This window comes from Paenarthrobacter sp. NPDC018779, from assembly GCF_044391085.1.
Taxonomy (GTDB): Bacteria; Actinomycetota; Actinomycetes; order Actinomycetales; family Micrococcaceae; genus Arthrobacter.
The window spans coordinates 1-16,007 of the sequence record NZ_JBIRZS010000027.1 but is presented as its reverse complement, the minus strand read 5'-3'; the positions used below and the strand labels follow the sequence as shown (position 1 = coordinate 16,007).

Sequence of the window (16,007 nt, the reverse complement as noted above, 5' to 3'; positions counted from 1 at the left end):
TGAGGACGCCTGGTTGCGCAAAGGAGCACTGTGACTGAAGTAAGTCTCACCGGACAACTCGTGTGCCGCGACCTCGATGAGGTGGCCATCGTCGTGGAGCATCTGGCAGGCCACATCGAGTTGACGCTTGCCGAACCCGGCTGTGTCTCCTTCCGCGTGAACCCAACCGCGGACCCTCTGGTGTGGCAGGTCGATGAAGTATTCCACGACGCCCCGGCCTTCCGTGCGCATCAAGCGCGCGTTGCCGCGAGTGCATGGGGCGGGGCCACCACTGAAATCGAACGCCGCTACACGGTCACAGGACTCTGAGAACCAACCTCGTACCGCACCAATTCCGTTCCGGAGACTACGAGCGCCCTCAGCTCCGCAAGCCCGCCCTGCACCACATCAGCGGCCCGCGCCTGGACCAACACATTGCCAAGCGCCGTCGCCTCGACCGGTCCGGCCACTACGGGTTTGCCTGTTGCGTCGGCGGTGAGTTGGCACAGGAGTCGGTTCTGCGAGCCGCCACCCACCACGTGCACCACGGACGTGGTGCGGCCGGTGAGGCGTTCGGCGTCGGCCAGGGTGCGCGCGTAACCGGCCGCGAGGCTGTCCAGGATGCAACGCACGACGGCGGCAGGCCGGTCCGGGAGTACCTCGCCGTTGTGCCGCACGGCCGCGCGGATGCGTTCGGGCATGTTGTCCGGGGCGGTGAAGGCGGGGTCGTCGGCGTTGATTTGCGGGCCTCCGGGAGGGAGTGCCGCGGCGGCGTCGAGCAATGCTGGGAGTGATTGGTTGAAGCCTTGGGCTGCCCAGGTGCGCTGGCATTCGCTGAGCAGCCAGAGTCCGCCGACGTTGCGAAGATACCGGATGGTGCCGTCCACGCCGCGTTCGTTGGTGAAGTTGGCCGTCCGGCTCGCTTCGCTGAGCACGGGATGCTGAAGTTCGACGCCCACGAGGGACCAGGTGCCGGAGGAGATGTAGGCGAAGTCCTCGGCCGAGGCCGGGACTGCGGCGACTGCGGAAGCGGTGTCGTGCGAACCAACAGCCACCACCCGCGTATCAGCAGCAAGTCCCGTACGTTCGGCCACCGAGGACAGCAGCTTACCCACGGTTTCCCCGGGTTGGATCAGGGGTGGGAAGATGTCCCGCGGAAGGCCGAGCGCGTCCAGGAAATCAACCGCCCACTCCCCGGTGACGGCGTCGAAGAGCCCCGTTGTGGAGGCATTCGTGGCCTCGGTCCTGCGCTGCCCGGTGAGGAGGAACGCGATCAGATCCGGAATGAGCAGTGCCTGCAGACCGTCCAAGGAGGGCTCGGCGGCGAGCTGGTACACGGTGTTGAACTGGAGGAACTGCAAACCGGTGGTGGCGTAGAGCTTCTCCGGCGGAATGACCGCGTGCACTCGCGCCACGGTGGAACGGCTGCGCTCGTCCCGGTAGCTGTAGGGAACCGAGACGAGCTCCCCGGACGCATCAACCAGGCCGTAGTCCACGGCCCACGTGTCGATGCCGATGCTGGTAATCCGTTCACCGTTCCCAGCGGTCACCGAAGCGGCAGCCGCCAAGCCCTTGAGCACCTCAGCGAAGAGGGCGTCGAAGTCCCAGCGGAGGCCGCCGTCGTACTCCACAACGCCGTTGGGGAACCGGTGCACGGTTTCCAACGTCGCCCCTGTGGAGGGGGAGACGCGGCCGAGCATGACGCGGCCTGAGGAGGCGCCGATGTCGACGGCGGCGAAGACCTGGGGAGCGGGCACCGCCCCGGTGTTGGCCGGGGCGGTGCTGGTTGCTGCATTTGTCACGGGATGACCTATCGGAGGAACGCTGCTGCGACGCCGGCGTCCACGGGGATGTGGAGGCCGGTGGTGTGGGAGAGTTCGTTGCTGGTGAGTACGGCTGCGGCGTTGGCTACGTGTTCGGGGAGGACTTCGCGCTTGAGGAGGGTGCGCTGGGCGTAGTACTCGCCCAGTTTTTCCTCGTCCACGCCGTAGACCGCTGCGCGTTTGGCGCCCCAGCCGCCGGCGAAGATGCCGGAACCGCGGACCACGCCGTCGGGGTTGATGCCGTTGACGCGGATGCCGTGATCGCCCAGTTCCGCGGCGAGGAGCCGGACCTGGTGTGCCTGGTCTGCTTTGGTGGCGGAGTAGGCGATGTTGTTGGGGCCGGCGAACACGGAGTTCTTGGAGGAGATGTAGATGATGTCTCCGCCCAGGCCCTGGTCGATCATGATCTTCGCAGCGGCTTTGGACACAAGGAAGGAGCCCTTGGCCATGACGTTGTGCTGCAGGTCCCAGTCCTTCTCGGTGGTTTCGAGCAGCGGCTTGGAGATGGACAGGCCGGCGTTGTTGACCACCAGGTCCAGGCCACCGAAGGCGAGCACGGCTTCGGCGATGGCGGCGTTGATCTGGGCTTCGTTGGTCACGTCGGCCTGGACGCCGATGGCGACGTCGGCACCGCCCAGTTCCTCGGCGACGGCTTGGGCGTTCTCAAGGTTCAGGTCGGCAATCACTACGCACGCGCCGTCGGAGGCCAAACGGGTAGCGATCGCCTTGCCGATGCCCGACGCCGCACCGGTGACCAGTGCGATGCGGGTGGCGTGGGACTTGGGCTTGGGCATCCGGGCGAGCTTGGCTTCTTCCAACGCCCAGTATTCGATGCGGAACTTTTCGGATTCCTCGATCGGGGCGTAGCTGGAGATCGCTTCGGCGCCGCGCATCACGTTGATCGCGTTGATGTAGAACTCACCGGCCACGCGGGCGGTTTGCTTGTCCTTGCCGTAGGAGAACATGCCCACCCCGGGGATGAGCACGATCGCCGGGTCCGCGCCGCGCAACGCTGGTGAGTCGGCGTCGGCGTGCCGGTCGTAGTAGGCCTGGTAATCCTGCCGGTACTCGGCGTGCAGTTCCTTCAGACGGGCTACCGAGTCCTCGATGGAGGCGTCCGCGGGCAGGTCCAGGATGAGGGGCTTGACCTTGGTGCGGAGGAAGTGGTCCGGGCAGGAGGTGCCGAGTGCGCCCAGGTGCGGATGCGCTTCGGCGGCGAGGAAGTCAAGGACGACGGCGTCATCGCTGAAGTGCCCCAGCTGCGGTTTGTCCGTGGAGGCCAAGCCGCGGATCACCGGGGCCAAGGCTGCCGCCTTGGCGCGGCGCTCGGTCTCGGGCAGGGCGCCGTAGCCGGGGAGGGCGGGACCGAAAGGCTCGGTCTTGCCGTTCTCTGCGATGTACTTCTCGGCTTGGTCGATGATCCAGAGGGAGTTGGCTTCGGCTTCTTCGCTGGTGGCGCCCCAGGCGGTGATGCCGTGGCCGCCCAGGATGGTGCCGACGGCCTGCGGGTTGGCGTCCTTGATCGCGGCGATGTCCAGGCCAAGCTGGAACCCGGGGCGACGCCACGGAACCCACACCACCTTGTCGCCGAAGATCTTCGAGGTCAGTGCCTCGCCGTCCACGGCGGTGGCGATCGCGATGCCCGAATCCGGGTGCAGGTGGTCCACGTGGGCTGCGTCCACCAGGCCGTGCATGGCCGTATCGATCGAGGGTGCCGCGCCGCCCTTGCCGTGCAGGCAGTAATCGAACGCGGCCACCATTTCGTCTTCACGCACGACGCCGGGGTACACGGACTTCAGTGCCTGGAGCCGGTCGAGCCGAAGCACGGCAAGGTTTTCCGCTTTCAGGGTGCCTAGGTCGCCGCCGGAACCCTTGACCCAGAGGAGTTCGACGTCCTGGCCCGTGACCGGGTCCTTCTCGGTGCCCTTCGCGGAGGTGTTGCCGCCGGCGAAGTTGGTGTTCCGCTTGTCCGCCCCGAGGCGGTTGGAACGGGAAATCAGGTCTTCAACAGTTTTGTTGCTCATAGGAATCAGGCGCCCCATCCGGCTTGCTGGCCGCCTGCGCGGTCCTCGTTGATCTTCTTCTGGTAGCCGCTGGCCTTGTAGGCAGCGATCGGGTCGGCGGGCAGGCCGCGGGATTCACGCCACTCGGCAAGGGCCGGTCGGACGTCGGTGTAGAAGGCATCATTGAAGATGCCGTTGGCGGCCAGGACGTCCCCGGCACGCTGGGCCTCGTTCAGCGCTGCGGTGTCCACCAGCAGCGCGCGGGCCGTCATTTCCTGGACGTTGAGTACCGAGCGGATCTGGCCCGGGATCTTCTCCTCCAGGTTGTGGCACTGATCCAGCATCAGTGCGACGCCGGAATCCTTCCCGAAGCCGCCGCCACGGATCACCTCGTGCATGATGCGGAACAACTGGAACGGATCAGCCGCGCCCACAATCAGGTCATCATCGGCGTAGAAGCGTGAGTTGAAGTCGAAAGACCCCAGCTTGCCCAGGCGCAGGAGCTGCATCACGATGAACTCGATGTTGGTGCCCGGGGCGTGGTGGCCGGTGTCCAGGCACACGAACGCCTTCTCGCCCAGGGCCAGGGTCTGCGCGTAGGAGGTGCCCCAGTCCGGAACATCGGTGTGGTAGAAAGCTGGCTCGAAGAACTTGTACTCCAACACCAGTCGCTGCTCATCACCCAGGGCGGCGTAGATCTCCTGCAGGCTTTCGGCCAAGCGGTCCTGACGTCCGCGCATATCGTCCTGGCCCGGGTAGTTGGTGCCATCGGCCAGCCAGATCTTCAAATCTTTGGACCCGGTAGCGTGCATGATCTGGATGCAGTCCAGATGGTGCTCGATCGCGCGGCGACGCACCGATTCGTTGGACGAGGTGAGGGAACCGAACTTGTACTCGTCATCCTGGAACGTGTTCGAGTTGATGGTGCCCAGGCCAACGCCCAGCCCTTCTGCATATTCACGCAAGGCCGAGTAGTCATCCACCTTGTCCCACGGGATATGCAGCGCAACAGTGGGCGCCAAGCCCGTGAGCTCGTGGACCTTCGCCGCATCCGCGATCTTTTCCTGCACGGTGCGCGGGGTACCCGGGGTGCCGAAGACCTTGAACCGCGTCCCCGAATTCCCGTAGGCCCAGGAGGGCACTTCAATGGCCAGTTCTCCCAAGCGGCCCAGGGCCGATTCTGTGGTGTTCATGCTTGTTCCTTCTGATGGGTGGTGGCGTTGCCGGCCTTGCTTGCTGAAGCCAGTTGGTCTTCCAGATTGAAAACTTCTTCCACGATCTCGAAGCCCTCGTCCGGAGGGACATCGCTGTTGGCAAAGAGGGTGGCCATTTCCGCTTGCCAGCGGGCGTTGACCTCGGTGACGGCCATGCGGGCTTGCGCTTGCGCATAGTCGTCACATTCCAAGTAGCCAATGAGCTGCCCGTCTGACGCGAGAAACAGGGAGTAGTTGTTCCAACCCGCGTCCTTGAGGGCACGGAGCATCTCGGGCCAAACGGCTGCGTGTCGGCGCCTGTACTCGTCCATCAACTCGGGGTGGACGGAGGAACGGAAACATACCCTCATCTGCGGTTCTCCGGGGTTACTCGTCTTTGAATCGTTTCATTTGTTACGATTCAAATTACCCTCGGATAAAGGAGGGTGTCAAGGCGTTTCCTGCAGGTAAGACGAGAAGACAGCGGAGATCGGAAAGCATGTCCCAAACAGCGAGCATCAAAGATGTTGCCACTCATGCCAAGGTTGCCGTGGGCACGGTTTCCAACGTGCTCAACTACCCGGACCGTGTCTCGCAGCGCACCAAGGAGCGAGTGCTGAAATCCATCGCTGAACTTGGATTTGTGCGCAATGACGCCGCCCGCCAATTGCGTGCCGGCCAGAGCCGCACCATCGGCTTGATCGTGCTCGATGTCGGCAACCCGTTCTTCTCCTCTGTAGCCCGGGCAGCGGAGGACGCCGCTACCGTGCTGGGAAGCGTGGTGCTGGTGGGGGACAGCGGCCAGGACGCCTCCCGCGAAGTGCACTACATGGACCTGTTCCAGGAACAGCGCGTCCAGGGCCTGCTCATTTCCCCCGTGGGCGACGTCGCCGAGCGGATCGATACCCTGCGTGAGCGCGGCGTACCCACCGTCCTCGTGGACCAGTTGGCCGACACGGACCGCTGCAGTTCGGTTTCCGTGGATGACGAAGAAGGCGGCTACCTCGCCGCCCGGCACCTGCTGGAGACGGGCCGCCGTCGTCTGGCTTTTGTTGGCACCCCAACCATCCGTCAGGTGGCGCACCGACTCAAGGGCGCGCAGCGTGCCGTCGCCGACGTGGAGGGTGCCACCATGGAGGTCCTGGACTCGGCGGGCCAAACAGTTCTTGCGGGACGCCAGGTGGGCAACAAACTGGTGGAGCGTTCGCCGGAGGACCGCCCGGAAGCTGTCTTCTGCTCCAACGACCTCCTGGCGCTCGGCGTCATGCAGTCGCTCACCATGCTCCGGACCGTGCGCATCCCGGAGGATATTGCCCTGATTGGTTACGACGACATCGATTTTGCGATCTCCGCCGTCGTTCCCCTGTCCTCCATCCGCCAACCCACCGAGGCCCTGGGCCGGACCGCCATCGAACTCCTTTCGGAGGAGCAGGACAACGGCGGAACCAAGCACCGCGCCGTCGTCTTCACGCCGGAGCTCGTGGTGCGCCAAAGCACAGCCGGCTCACCCAACTAAGTCGCACTTTAGGTCGTTCCCAGAGCTGGGAACGACCTAAAGTGCGACTTACTTGGGCGGAATTACGACGCGCGGAGGCTGGCTAAGTACTCCACCGGCGCCAGGGCGTCGGGCTGCTTCGTCTGACGGGTGATGCCGTGCGCTGAGCTGGCCAGCCGGTCGGCAGAGCGTCCCAGGCACTGCAGGATGCTGGTGACGGAAACGCCGGCCTCGGACTTGTGCCGGAGTGCCGAAACGTGCCGCCGGGCCGTGCACCCGCTGATGGCCGTGGCCACGATGTTCTCGGTTGGTACGTGGTCCAACGCCGGCACCAGGGCGATGCCCACCCCGGACCGGACCATGCCGCGGAGGGCGTCGTAGTTGTTGCTCCGCACCGTGATTCGCGGCTTGAAACCTCCGCTGGCGCACAAATGCCTGAGGCACGCGTCGCCGGAAGAGTCTTCCTTGGTGGATACCCAGTTTTCCCGGGCAAGGTCCTGCAGGGTGATCTGCTCGGCTCCTGCAAGCCTGTGCTTTTCGGGGAGCAGCAACAGGAGTTCCTCGGCCAGTAGCGGGACCGCGACCACGTTGGAAGGCCATTGCTGCGGAACCAGGTCGTAGTGGAAAGCCACAGCAACATCCAGCACTGAATCCCTCACCATGGCCGCCAAGTCCGTGGGGCAGCCTTCCTCCAGTTCCACCGTGGAGGTGGGATGCCTGCGCAGGTAGGACGCCAGTCCGGCGGGCAGAAGTCGTTGGCTCGCCGTGCTGAAGCTGCCCAGCCGCATCAGCCCGTAGTTGCCTTTGCTGAAGCCCTTCATCTCGTCTTCGAGGGTGTTAAGGGCGTTGATGATATCGCTCGCCCTGGCGGCCAGGAACTTTGCTGCCTCAGTGGGGCGGATGCTCTGGGCATCGCGTTCCACGAGCGGAGCCTGAACGGCACGCTCGAGCGCGGCCACCTGCTGTGAAACGGCCGAGCCGGTGTAGCCGATTTCGCGGGCGGCGTCAGCGAAGGATCCTGTGCGGAGGACTACGGACAGCGTGCGGAGATGGACTGGATTTAACATGGCGTTGCTATTTCTCCGTTGGTGGGGTGAGGAGTTGCTCCACGTCCACTGCTCCGCCGGCGGCTTCGAAGTCCAGCTGCGTCTGCTCGCGGAGCCGCTCGTCCGCCAAGTAGTCGGCAACGGTCAAGGCGAGGCCGATGGCACCGTCCACTACGGCTTGGTCTCCGGCGGGGCTGATGGCGTGCTGCCCGAACTCCACCGTGTGCATCGGCGTTGTTTCGCGGGAGATGCTGATGGTTGGGTGGATGGAGGGGAGCCGCAGGCTGAGGTTTCCCAAGTCCGTGGACCAGCCACCGCCCACAAGCTCGGTCTCCAGGGTGATGGCTCGCCCGCGCGCGGACATGTGCCCGTGGTACCGCGCGCTCAGGGCGTGGTTGCTGCGCACGGGAAGATACGCCGGGAACGGATCCCAAGTGGTTTCGAGCCGCGTGCCCGTCATGAGCGCTGCGCCCTCCAGGACGTTCTGCACTCTTTGCGAAAGGTCCACCAAGCCGTCGGGGTCCAATGAGCGGATTTCGACGACGGCGCTCGCCAGGTGGGGGACGACGTTCACCGCAGACCCGCCCTCGACGATCAGGCAGTGCAGTCGGTCCGTCGCCGGGATGTGCTGGCGAAGCGCTGCAATGCCCTGATGGGCGGCCACTACGGCGTCCAGGGCGTTGCGACCCATGTGCGGCGCCGATGATGCGTGGGCGGCTACCCCGTGGAAGGTGACATCAACGTCGCGGACGGCCAGCGAGGCAAACGACGCCGCTTCGGATTCACCCGTGAAGGGGTGCAGCATGACCACGGCGTCGATGTCGTCGAAGGCGCCGGCCCGGGCAAGCAGTTCCTTGCCATTGCCGTTTTCCTCTGCGGGGGTGCCGATAAGGACCACTGATCCACCGAGTTCCTCAATTTGAGCCGCCACGCCCAGGAATGCGCCAACCGCCGCCGCGCAGATGACGTTATGGCCGCAACCGTGGCCCACTCCGGGGAGGGCGTCGTATTCGGCGAGCACTGCAACCTTTGGTGAGCCCGAACCCGCCTCTGCGCGCAGTGAGGTACGCAGGCCGTAGCGGCCAACCTGTACTGGAAAACCCCGGTACCTCAGGAACTCAGCGGCGAATGCAACAGAGAGGCGTTCTTCGAAACCTACCTCGGCAATGCCATGGATGCCGTGGCTGAGTTCCCGGAGATCGGTGGCCAGGTCCTCGATGGTGCTGGTGATGCTACGGGCAACTGATTCGGGTGCTCCGAGGATGCCGGTGAGAGTGAGGTTGGACGGGTGCTTTTCCACGGTATCCACGTGGCGTCCTTTCAAGAAGGGGGAAGTGTAGGAGGCCAGTGATCGGACGTCGTCGTCCTCCCGCTGGCTCGTTGTTTAACTTAAGATACATTCCGATCCGCGTTAAGAACAGCTAATCGTGCAAGAATGTTCCATGACCGAAAAACCACTCCCGGACGTGTCAAGGCTGCGCCTTCTCAACGAGGTTGCAAGGCAGGGATCGCTGGCTGGAGCGGCACGGATCCTGGGCATCACGTCCTCGGCCGTTTCGCAGCAGATCAGCATCCTGGAGAAGGAAACCGGAGTTCAGCTCCTGGACCGTTCGTCGCGCGGGGTGGGCCTGACCGGTGCGGGTGAAATCCTGGTGGAACACGCCCGGGCGGTGGTACGGCTCCTCGAGGCCACCCGGGCCGAAATGGATCAGCTCAGCGGGGAACTCGCCGGCAGGGTGCGGATCGGCTCCATTCCCTCCCTTGCCCGGAATGTGTTGCTTCCCGTCGCCGACAAGCTTGAGGTGACCGCTCCCGACGTCGAACTTACCGTCAACGTCGTGGAGCCCGTGGACAGTATTGAGCAATTGCTGAACGGCGCCCTGGATATCGCGATCGTGGATCTTTACGACAACGTCCCTGTTGCTTTCCCCGACTACCTGGTTACGCGTGAGGTCATGAATGAGCCCCTGGTCCTGGTCACGCCGCCGGACTATGTGGTGCCCCCGCGGCTGAAGCTGACCGATCTCAAAAATGCGGACTGGGTGCTGACTCCAGAAGCCGGGGCGTGCGGGCAGGCCGTACGCTTCGCGTGCCGGAATGAGGGATTCGAGCCGAACAGCCGCTGGGTGGTGGATGATCTTCTTCTGCTGGTCGAGGCAATTTCCCGTGGCAGGGGAATCTCGTTGCTGCCTCCGCTGTCCGTGGACGACACCGTGGCACCCGTCGGGATCCATGCGTTCGACAAGCCGCGCATCCGGCGTCGGGTGCTCACGGTAACGCGGAGCAGCGATGCCCGCCGGCCCATCATCAAGGCTGTCTTGGACGAAGTCCACGGGCTGTTGGGCGCCGCTGCCGCCTGAGCCGCGCGCCGCTAATGTCGTTCTCGGATATGACCTTGTGTCAGGGCTGGAACCCGGCCGCCCAGTCGTTGAGTTCCTCAACGGCGGCCGCAAGATCGATGTCCATGCCCAGCCTTCCGGCCAGCGTCGCGAACTCCGGACCCCAATTTTCATGGATGACAATTGCGGCAGGCCAAACCTTCGCCTGGACCCCATTCATGCTCCCGATCCGGGCTCGGGTGCGGAAGATGTCTTCGCACGCTTGCAGCAGGGGGTCGGTTCCCAGTCCTGGGTCAAAGACATTCCGTTTCAGCAGCAGGATGTCCAGTACGTCGCGCTCCCTTTCCTCGTGGCCGGGACCAGTGCAGGCGTGCAGCTTTTGGGCAACTTGGTACTCCGGTGAGATGGAGGCGAGTGTCACTGCGGGTGTGGGTATACCGAAGGGCTCAAGGCGAGGGGCGGGCACGCTGTCATTGGACGTGTCCATGGCACCTTCCAGGAAGGACACCTCAAGGACCACCTTGCGGAACAATTTCCTCGCGAAGAAAATCTGGATCTCATGTCGCCGGGGATTCGTTGCAGCGAGGGCAACTTCGATGTCTCCGGTTCGGGCCTTGAGGACGAATGTGAAATCACCGAGTGGCCCGGTTACTGTTTCCCGCAAGAAGGAGTCAAAACGGTCGGCCTCCGCCGTGAAGAATGTGTCGACGTCCTGCGTGGCGCGGGCGGCCGGGTGCAGGGACCATTCCAGGTAGGCTCCGCCTTTCAGCCTAAGGAAGGGCTTGCCATCACTTCCTTTTGGCCGTTGAAGGGCTGCCATGAGGACGCTTGCGGCAATGGTCCAGGTGGTTACTTGGTCCGGCTCGCCCGTCTCAGTGTTGCGAATTGCAGCCAAAAGGGATGAGGCGGTCTTTGCGGGCTTGGCCCTGGCTGGCAGATCTCCGTATTTCACCTGGCCTCCTCTCCAAGCTGGTATCGATGAATAAGGTCCTGCGCTTCGGACTCCTCTATGAGTTCCCTCCTGGTCGCCGTCCGGATAGCCTGTGAGGCCAACTCGCGGCGCATGCCCTCATCGAGCGCCCGGGCGACGGCCCGGTGAACGGGAAGCATCGGAAGTCCCTTGTGGAACTCGACGTCGAACTTTCCCTTGTGGAGGCAGTAGTGGTCCTTGCCTTTGCGGCGAATCCGTGTACCGGGGGGCACGGCCACATGGATTTCACGCGGGTTAACGTCGCAGAGATCGAGGAGCAGCAATACGCTCTCTGAGTCCAATGCAGAATCCGGTCCGGCCCAAAGCAAAGCCAGTCGGTACTCGGTGGTCTCGTCCACCGGGATCTCGGGAAACCTGTAGATCCCGTGGAGCTCGTGCGTCAGGCGTCCGCGATGAGCCATGCGGGATAGGGCTTTCGGGTCCATGCCAACTGCGACGGCCGCATCTGTGTCCACGAACCCTCCGTGGTCCATCCCAATTTCCCGGAGCTGACTCACCTTTGTCATGCCAAAAGGTTACTATTTTTAGTCACCTTTTGGCAGATCTTGCGAATCGGCTTTCGGTGGTCGAATACTCGGGGCCACTGCTGCCGCCTAAGGCGCGCGCCGCCGTCGTGCCTTAACCGCTGACCCAAACGCAGCCAAAGAAAGTCTTGCGGCAGCCCCAGCAAACCTCGTTCTGTTGCAGGGTTAAACCCTCGTTTCCCGTTCCATGCTTGAAGTGATCAGTGACGATCACCACAAAGGAGAACGAAGAAATGACCACCCTCGAACGACGTTTCGCAGAGCTTCCCGGCCACTGGCAGGTGCCTGGCCACTTCAAGATCAACCACAGCCACGGCATCCGAGTGGGGGACATGATCTACGTCGGTGGCCAGGAAGACCTCGACGAACAAGGCAACGTCCGCAACCCCGGCGACATCGTGGCGCAGTGCAAGTCCGTCATGGAATCGCTCAAGCGGGTCATCGAAGAACTGGGCGGCACCATGGGCGACGTGGTCCAGTTCAACACCTTCTACGCCGGCGAACTCAGCTATGAAGAATGGCAGCGCACCTACGACATCCGCTTCAGCTACTTCCCGGCCCCCGGCCCCACCGCCACAGGCATCCTGATCGGCGAGGAGCTCAACCTCCCCGGCATCCGGGTTGAGGTGAACGCCGTCGCCATTGTCGGGAGTGCCTCCACCCGCGTGGAAGCTTTCGACGGCGGACCGCAGGCAGCGCTCGACGTTCCGCTCGCCGGGGTGGCCGGCAATGACTGAGGTCAAGCCCCTGCTTGGCGTCATCCTCTGCGACCTCGACTCCTACCCCGTCGACTACGTGGAGTGCCTCACCCCGGATGCGCCCGGTATCAGCGACAATCCCGTGGGCTTCTTCGAGAACCCCGCCAGCTGGCAGGGCCTTCCCGTGGCCTATGCCGTGGCCCGCGGCGCCCGTGTTGAACCTCTGGTCAACGGCGAACCTGAAGCGGTCGAAGCCTTCTGGGCGGCCAGTGAAAAGCTGGCCCACTGCCCCTTGGTCATCACCGACTGCGGCTTCTTCTTCTACGCCCGCAAGGACATGCGCCAAACTGCCAACGTCATCACCAGCGGATTGGACCTCCTGCCCATCGCCTCGGTGCTGACCAACAAGGACATTGGTGTCCTCACGGTTTCGGAGTCGCTCGCCACCAAGCTCCTCGGCGATCATGTGCTGTCCTCCCGGATGGTCATTGCGGGCATGGAAGGCGAGCCCGGGTGGGCCACCATGCTGACCAACGATCACGCCCTCGGCAACGGCTGGGACCAGCCAATGCTGAAAGAAGGCGTGGCATCCGTGGTGAAGCGCGAGTTTGGCCCGGGTGGCCGCTTCGAGAACATTGGCGTGTTGGTGCTCGAATGCACACTTCTTCCCGAATTCCGCCGTGAGATCCGCAAGTACACCAGCGTGCCGATCCTGGACGTCGCGTCCTTCGCGCTCAACGCGCTCGGTGCAGGGTTCGACGCCGGTGCTGACGCCGCTGACGGGTCTTCGGCCGCCGGCGCACAAGCCGCGTCAGTCCAATGACACAAGCCAGGAACGAGTTAGCCATGCAAGAAGATCCCGCACAGGATCGGACCGCCATATCGCTGGAATCGGTGGTCAAGCGGTTCGGGAACCACACGGTAATCAACGATGTGTCCTTGTCCGTCCGCGAGGGGGAAGTCGTTGCGATTATCGGCCCCAGTGGGGCCGGCAAGAGCACTTTGCTCCGCTGCATCAACCTGTTGGAAGTCCCGGACAGTGGACGGATCACGGTTGAGGGCAACCAAGTGGACGCAGGAACCGAGATCAGCCACAAGGATCTGGTCCGTTTGCGCCGGAACGTGGGGATGGTGTTCCAGTCGTTCAACCTCTTCCCGCACATGACGGTCCTGCGGAACATCTCGCTCCCGCAGGAGCGCGTGCTCGGGCGGACCCGTGCAGAGGCAGATGCCCGTTCCAGGAAGCTCCTGGAACGTGTGGGCCTCGCGGACAAGGCCAGCCAATACCCCAGCCGGTGCTCCGGCGGACAACAGCAGCGCATCGCGATAGCCCGGGCCCTGGCGTTGGACCCACAAGTGATGCTGTTCGATGAGCCCACGTCCGCGCTTGACCCCGAAGTCGGCCTGGAGGTGCTCGCCGTCATGAAGGAACTGGCCTCCGAAGGCATGACCATGGTTGTGGTCACCCATGAGATGCAGTTTGCGCGGGATGTCTCCGACCGGGTGGTGGTGATGGCGGAAGGCGCCATCCTTGAGCAAGGCGACCCTGCCGACGTCTTCACCTCTCCCAGCATGGACCGCACGCGCCGGTTCCTGCGTGCCGTATTGGAGCGCTGACATGGAACACCTCAGCGTGGTGGCACAAGGCGTCTCCATGACCCTTCTGCTGACGCTTTCATCGCTCTTGTTCGGCTCGATTGGCGGCATTCCACTGGTGTTGGCCCGGCGGTCGCGGTTTGTGCTGGTCCGCTTCATTGCACGGTCCTTTATAGAGCTGCTGCGGGGCATTCCTCCGCTGGCGTGGTTGTTCATCATCTACTTCGGCGTGGGAAGCGGTGTGATCGAACTCAGCTCGTTTGCGGCCGCGGTCATCGGTTTTGGGCTGGTCTCTTCCGCGTACATGGCCGAGATCTATCGGGGTGGCCTGACCGCCATCCACGACGGCCAGTGGGAAGCCAGCGATGCTTTGGGACTTTCACGGGCTGCGACCTTGGCCAGCATCATCGGCCCGCAGGTGCTCCGTGTCTCGATTCCGGCAGCGGCCACGTTTGCCATCGGCCTGTTGAAGGACTCATCCGTGGCTTCCGTCATCGGCGTGCAGGACACCATCTATTGGGCCGGTCACGAATCCACTGTCACTGGTGATGCGATTGTGCCGTTCCTGTGGGCTGCGGGGCTCTATGTAGCCATGACCATTCCCTGTGCCTGGGCAACGCGTTTGCTGGACAGCAAGCTCCGAAAGAGGGTTGCGCGATGACGTTCTTCAACGACTGGGTGGACTACTTCCCGGACCTGCTGGGCGGGCTTGGCGTCAGCCTGCAGTTGACCCTCGTGACGCTTCTGATGGGGTTGCCGGCCGGCCTGCTGTTGGCATTGGGGGCAGGTTCCAGGAACCGTGCCTTGAGGGCTGTTTCGATCGGCGTGATCGAAGTCGGACGTGGAACCCCGGCCCTGGTGGTCCTGCAACTGTTCTACTTCGGACTTCCCAGCGCTGGCATGACGCTGACCTCCTTCGTGGCGGCATCCTTGGCTTTGGCCTTCACCACCGCCGCCTACACGAGCGAAATACTCCGTGGCGGTTTGCAGGCCGTGCCCTCTGGAGAAGTGGAAGCCGCCCACGCCTTGGGCATGGCGCGCCGCGACATCCTCCGATTTGTTGTGATTCCGCAAGGAGTCAGAATCGCCATCCCTCCGCTCATGGGGTTCGCGATCATGGTGTTCCAGGCGACCTCCCTGGCCTACACCATTGCCATGCCGGAACTGATGAGCCAGGCCTACTCCATCGGCTCCATCACCTTCCGCTACCTGAGCATCCTTACCCTCGCGGGCTTGATGTACGCATTGATCACCATTCCTGCGAGTTCCCTCAGCAACTTCGTCGAGCATCGCCTGGCGCGTCACCGCTGACACGCCGGCACCCCCACCAAGAGGAACCCATCATGAAACTACGAGTCATCGCATCGGCCGTGGCTGCCCTGGCGCTGGCCTCCGGGCTCACGGGCTGCGGCGGCAACACCGAAGCCGCCGGATCCAAGACGTCCGCGGACTGCAAACCGGCAGCCCAGTTCGACACCATGAAGAAGGGCTCGCTGACGGTTGCCGTCTATGAAGCACCGCCCTACGTCACCTTCAAGGGCAATGAACTTGGGGGCGTCGACGGCGACATCCTCATGGGCTTTGCCGAGAAGCAGTGCCTCACCATCAACGCTGTGTCCGCCGCCGCGGCAGCCGTGATCCCCACCGTTCAGGGTGGCCGTGCCGACGTCGCCACGGGTGGTTGGTGGCGCTCCAAGGCCCGCGCCGAAATCCTGTCCTTGACGGATCCGATCTACACCGACCAGATGGTGCTGATCTCCAAGGACGGCCTGAATAAAGTGTCCGATCTGAAGGGCAAGAAGGTTGGCACCGTCAACGGGAACGTCTGGGTGGACGACGCCAAGAGCTACCTGGGCGGCGACCTCCAGCTGTACAAGGCTCCCGTGGACCTGTTCCAGGACCTGAAGTCGGGTCGGCTCGATGTCGGCATAGACGGCTTCGGTGAGGCCCACAACAACAGCAATGGCCTGAAAGTGGAGGTCCTGGACCCGGATTCTGCGATCAAGGCTTCGCTTGAGCCCCCGCAGACCTGCTTCCCCGTGACGAAGGACAACGCCGGATTGCTCAAGGCGCTCAACGAGTACGTGGACGGACTGCGCAAGGACGGCGGCCTGGAAAAGATCGTGGTCAAAAACGGCTTCCCGGCCTCCGCAATCAACACGGGCGACGCCCGCTTGATCGGCTAACCCCACCCAAGTAACTGGCAGTAGTGGTTGTTTTGACGCGGCGGTTTCTAGCGGTTATCGCAACAGGAAGGTTCTGATCATCTCATTTGGGGTGCAGAAGTCGAATCGTTGGCGGGGTCTGTCGTTGAGTTCGT

17 protein-coding genes are annotated in these 16,007 nt (G+C 63.5%); 9 read left to right on the top strand and 8 right to left on the bottom strand.

Annotated features, from left to right (window positions below):
- The first annotated feature begins 30 nt into the window (after window positions 1–30).
- Window positions 31–309, top strand: a complete 279-nt coding sequence (locus ACH488_RS19730; protein ID WP_397326257.1) for a putative quinol monooxygenase — start codon at window positions 31–33, stop codon at window positions 307–309.
- Here the strand turns inward: ACH488_RS19730 and ACH488_RS19725 are convergent.
- From ACH488_RS19725 to ACH488_RS19710, 4 genes are read right to left on the bottom strand one after another with little or no spacing between them, the layout of a single operon-like run.
- Entirely contained in the window at window positions 288–1,781 is a 1,494-nt protein-coding gene (locus ACH488_RS19725) for a rhamnulokinase family protein (protein WP_397326256.1), read from the bottom strand. The genes ACH488_RS19730 and ACH488_RS19725 overlap by 22 nt on opposite strands.
- A gap of 8 nt (window positions 1,782–1,789) precedes the next feature.
- A complete protein-coding gene (locus tag ACH488_RS19720) occupies window positions 1,790–3,826 on the bottom strand; it encodes a bifunctional aldolase/short-chain dehydrogenase (RefSeq protein ID WP_397326255.1) in 2,037 nt (678 codons plus the stop codon).
- Window positions 3,827–3,831: 5 nt separating this feature from the next.
- A complete protein-coding gene (gene rhaI, locus ACH488_RS19715) occupies window positions 3,832–4,998 on the bottom strand; it encodes an L-rhamnose isomerase (protein ID WP_397326254.1) in 1,167 nt (388 codons plus the stop codon).
- Window positions 4,995–5,369, bottom strand: a complete 375-nt coding sequence (locus ACH488_RS19710; protein ID WP_397326253.1) for an L-rhamnose mutarotase — start codon at window positions 5,367–5,369, stop codon at window positions 4,995–4,997. The genes rhaI and ACH488_RS19710 overlap by 4 nt, the downstream gene beginning before the upstream one ends.
- 128 nt (window positions 5,370–5,497) lie before the next feature.
- Here ACH488_RS19710 and ACH488_RS19705 point away from each other — a divergent pair, with 128 nt between their 5' ends.
- Window positions 5,498–6,514, top strand: coding sequence for a LacI family DNA-binding transcriptional regulator (locus tag ACH488_RS19705; RefSeq protein WP_397326252.1), 1,017 nt, complete (start codon window positions 5,498–5,500; stop codon window positions 6,512–6,514).
- A gap of 62 nt (window positions 6,515–6,576) precedes the next feature.
- On the opposite strand, the gene ACH488_RS19700 is transcribed toward ACH488_RS19705, so the two are convergent.
- Window positions 6,577–7,560 carry a LysR family transcriptional regulator gene (locus ACH488_RS19700; RefSeq protein WP_397326251.1) on the bottom strand — a complete coding sequence of 328 codons (984 nt, stop codon included), beginning with the start codon at window positions 7,558–7,560 and terminating at the stop codon, window positions 6,577–6,579.
- Window positions 7,561–7,567: 7 nt separating this feature from the next.
- A complete protein-coding gene (locus ACH488_RS19695; RefSeq protein WP_397326250.1) occupies window positions 7,568–8,848 on the bottom strand; it encodes an amidohydrolase in 1,281 nt (426 codons plus the stop codon).
- A gap of 133 nt (window positions 8,849–8,981) precedes the next feature.
- Between ACH488_RS19695 and ACH488_RS19690 the strand changes: the two genes are divergently transcribed.
- Window positions 8,982–9,899 carry a LysR family transcriptional regulator gene (locus ACH488_RS19690; protein WP_397326249.1) on the top strand — a complete coding sequence of 306 codons (918 nt, stop codon included), beginning with the start codon at window positions 8,982–8,984 and terminating at the stop codon, window positions 9,897–9,899.
- Between the two features lie 40 nt (window positions 9,900–9,939).
- Here ACH488_RS19690 and ACH488_RS19685 read toward each other — a convergent pair whose 3' ends face one another.
- Window positions 9,940–10,830 (bottom strand): nucleotidyl transferase AbiEii/AbiGii toxin family protein, encoded by an 891-nt coding sequence (locus ACH488_RS19685; protein ID WP_397326248.1) that lies wholly within the window; start codon window positions 10,828–10,830, stop codon window positions 9,940–9,942.
- Window positions 10,827–11,375: a type IV toxin-antitoxin system AbiEi family antitoxin domain-containing protein gene (locus ACH488_RS19680; protein WP_397326247.1), complete on the bottom strand. Its 549-nt coding sequence runs from the start codon at window positions 11,373–11,375 to the stop codon at window positions 10,827–10,829. The genes ACH488_RS19685 and ACH488_RS19680 overlap by 4 nt, the downstream gene beginning before the upstream one ends.
- Window positions 11,376–11,626: 251 nt before the next feature.
- On the opposite strand from ACH488_RS19680, the gene ACH488_RS19675 reads away from it, so the two are divergent.
- The 6 genes from ACH488_RS19675 to ACH488_RS19650 are packed head-to-tail and all read left to right on the top strand — an operon-like array spanning window position 11,627 to window position 15,873.
- Window positions 11,627–12,130: a RidA family protein gene (locus ACH488_RS19675; protein ID WP_397326246.1), complete on the top strand. Its 504-nt coding sequence runs from the start codon at window positions 11,627–11,629 to the stop codon at window positions 12,128–12,130.
- Window positions 12,123–12,914 carry a hypothetical protein gene (locus ACH488_RS19670; RefSeq protein WP_397326245.1) on the top strand — a complete coding sequence of 264 codons (792 nt, stop codon included), beginning with the start codon at window positions 12,123–12,125 and terminating at the stop codon, window positions 12,912–12,914. The genes ACH488_RS19675 and ACH488_RS19670 overlap by 8 nt, the downstream gene beginning before the upstream one ends.
- A 23-nt stretch (window positions 12,915–12,937) precedes the next feature.
- Window positions 12,938–13,708, top strand: coding sequence for an amino acid ABC transporter ATP-binding protein (locus ACH488_RS19665; protein ID WP_397326244.1), 771 nt, complete (start codon window positions 12,938–12,940; stop codon window positions 13,706–13,708).
- Window position 13,709: 1 nt separating this feature from the next.
- Entirely contained in the window at window positions 13,710–14,348 is a 639-nt protein-coding gene (locus ACH488_RS19660; RefSeq protein WP_397326243.1) for an amino acid ABC transporter permease, read from the top strand.
- Window positions 14,345–14,998, top strand: coding sequence for an amino acid ABC transporter permease (locus tag ACH488_RS19655; protein ID WP_397326242.1), 654 nt, complete (start codon window positions 14,345–14,347; stop codon window positions 14,996–14,998). Before ACH488_RS19660 ends, ACH488_RS19655 begins: the two co-directional genes overlap by 4 nt.
- A gap of 32 nt (window positions 14,999–15,030) precedes the next feature.
- Window positions 15,031–15,873 (top strand): substrate-binding periplasmic protein, encoded by an 843-nt coding sequence (locus tag ACH488_RS19650; protein ID WP_397326241.1) that lies wholly within the window; start codon window positions 15,031–15,033, stop codon window positions 15,871–15,873.
- The last annotated feature ends 134 nt before the right edge of the window (window positions 15,874–16,007 follow it).

Excerpts from the sequence above, each read along its gene's own strand:
- ACH488_RS19680 (WP_397326247.1), bottom strand. The coding sequence starts at position 11,375 with ATGACAAAGGTGAGTCAGCTCCGGGAAATTGGGATGGACCACGGAGGG.
- ACH488_RS19710 (WP_397326253.1), bottom strand. The coding sequence starts at position 5,369 with ATGAGGGTATGTTTCCGTTCCTCCGTCCACCCCGAGTTGATGGACGAG.
- ACH488_RS19705 (WP_397326252.1), top strand. The coding sequence starts at position 5,498 with ATGTCCCAAACAGCGAGCATCAAAGATGTTGCCACTCATGCCAAGGTT.
- ACH488_RS19670 (WP_397326245.1), top strand. The coding sequence starts at position 12,123 with ATGACTGAGGTCAAGCCCCTGCTTGGCGTCATCCTCTGCGACCTCGAC.
- ACH488_RS19700 (WP_397326251.1), bottom strand. The coding sequence starts at position 7,560 with ATGTTAAATCCAGTCCATCTCCGCACGCTGTCCGTAGTCCTCCGCACA.
- ACH488_RS19675 (WP_397326246.1), top strand. The coding sequence starts at position 11,627 with ATGACCACCCTCGAACGACGTTTCGCAGAGCTTCCCGGCCACTGGCAG.
- ACH488_RS19720 (WP_397326255.1), bottom strand. The coding sequence starts at position 3,826 with ATGAGCAACAAAACTGTTGAAGACCTGATTTCCCGTTCCAACCGCCTC.
- ACH488_RS19655 (WP_397326242.1), top strand. The coding sequence starts at position 14,345 with ATGACGTTCTTCAACGACTGGGTGGACTACTTCCCGGACCTGCTGGGC.
- ACH488_RS19665 (WP_397326244.1), top strand. The coding sequence starts at position 12,938 with ATGCAAGAAGATCCCGCACAGGATCGGACCGCCATATCGCTGGAATCG.
- rhaI (WP_397326254.1), bottom strand. The coding sequence starts at position 4,998 with ATGAACACCACAGAATCGGCCCTGGGCCGCTTGGGAGAACTGGCCATT.
- ACH488_RS19650 (WP_397326241.1), top strand. The coding sequence starts at position 15,031 with ATGAAACTACGAGTCATCGCATCGGCCGTGGCTGCCCTGGCGCTGGCC.
- ACH488_RS19660 (WP_397326243.1), top strand. The coding sequence starts at position 13,710 with ATGGAACACCTCAGCGTGGTGGCACAAGGCGTCTCCATGACCCTTCTG.
- ACH488_RS19690 (WP_397326249.1), top strand. The coding sequence starts at position 8,982 with ATGACCGAAAAACCACTCCCGGACGTGTCAAGGCTGCGCCTTCTCAAC.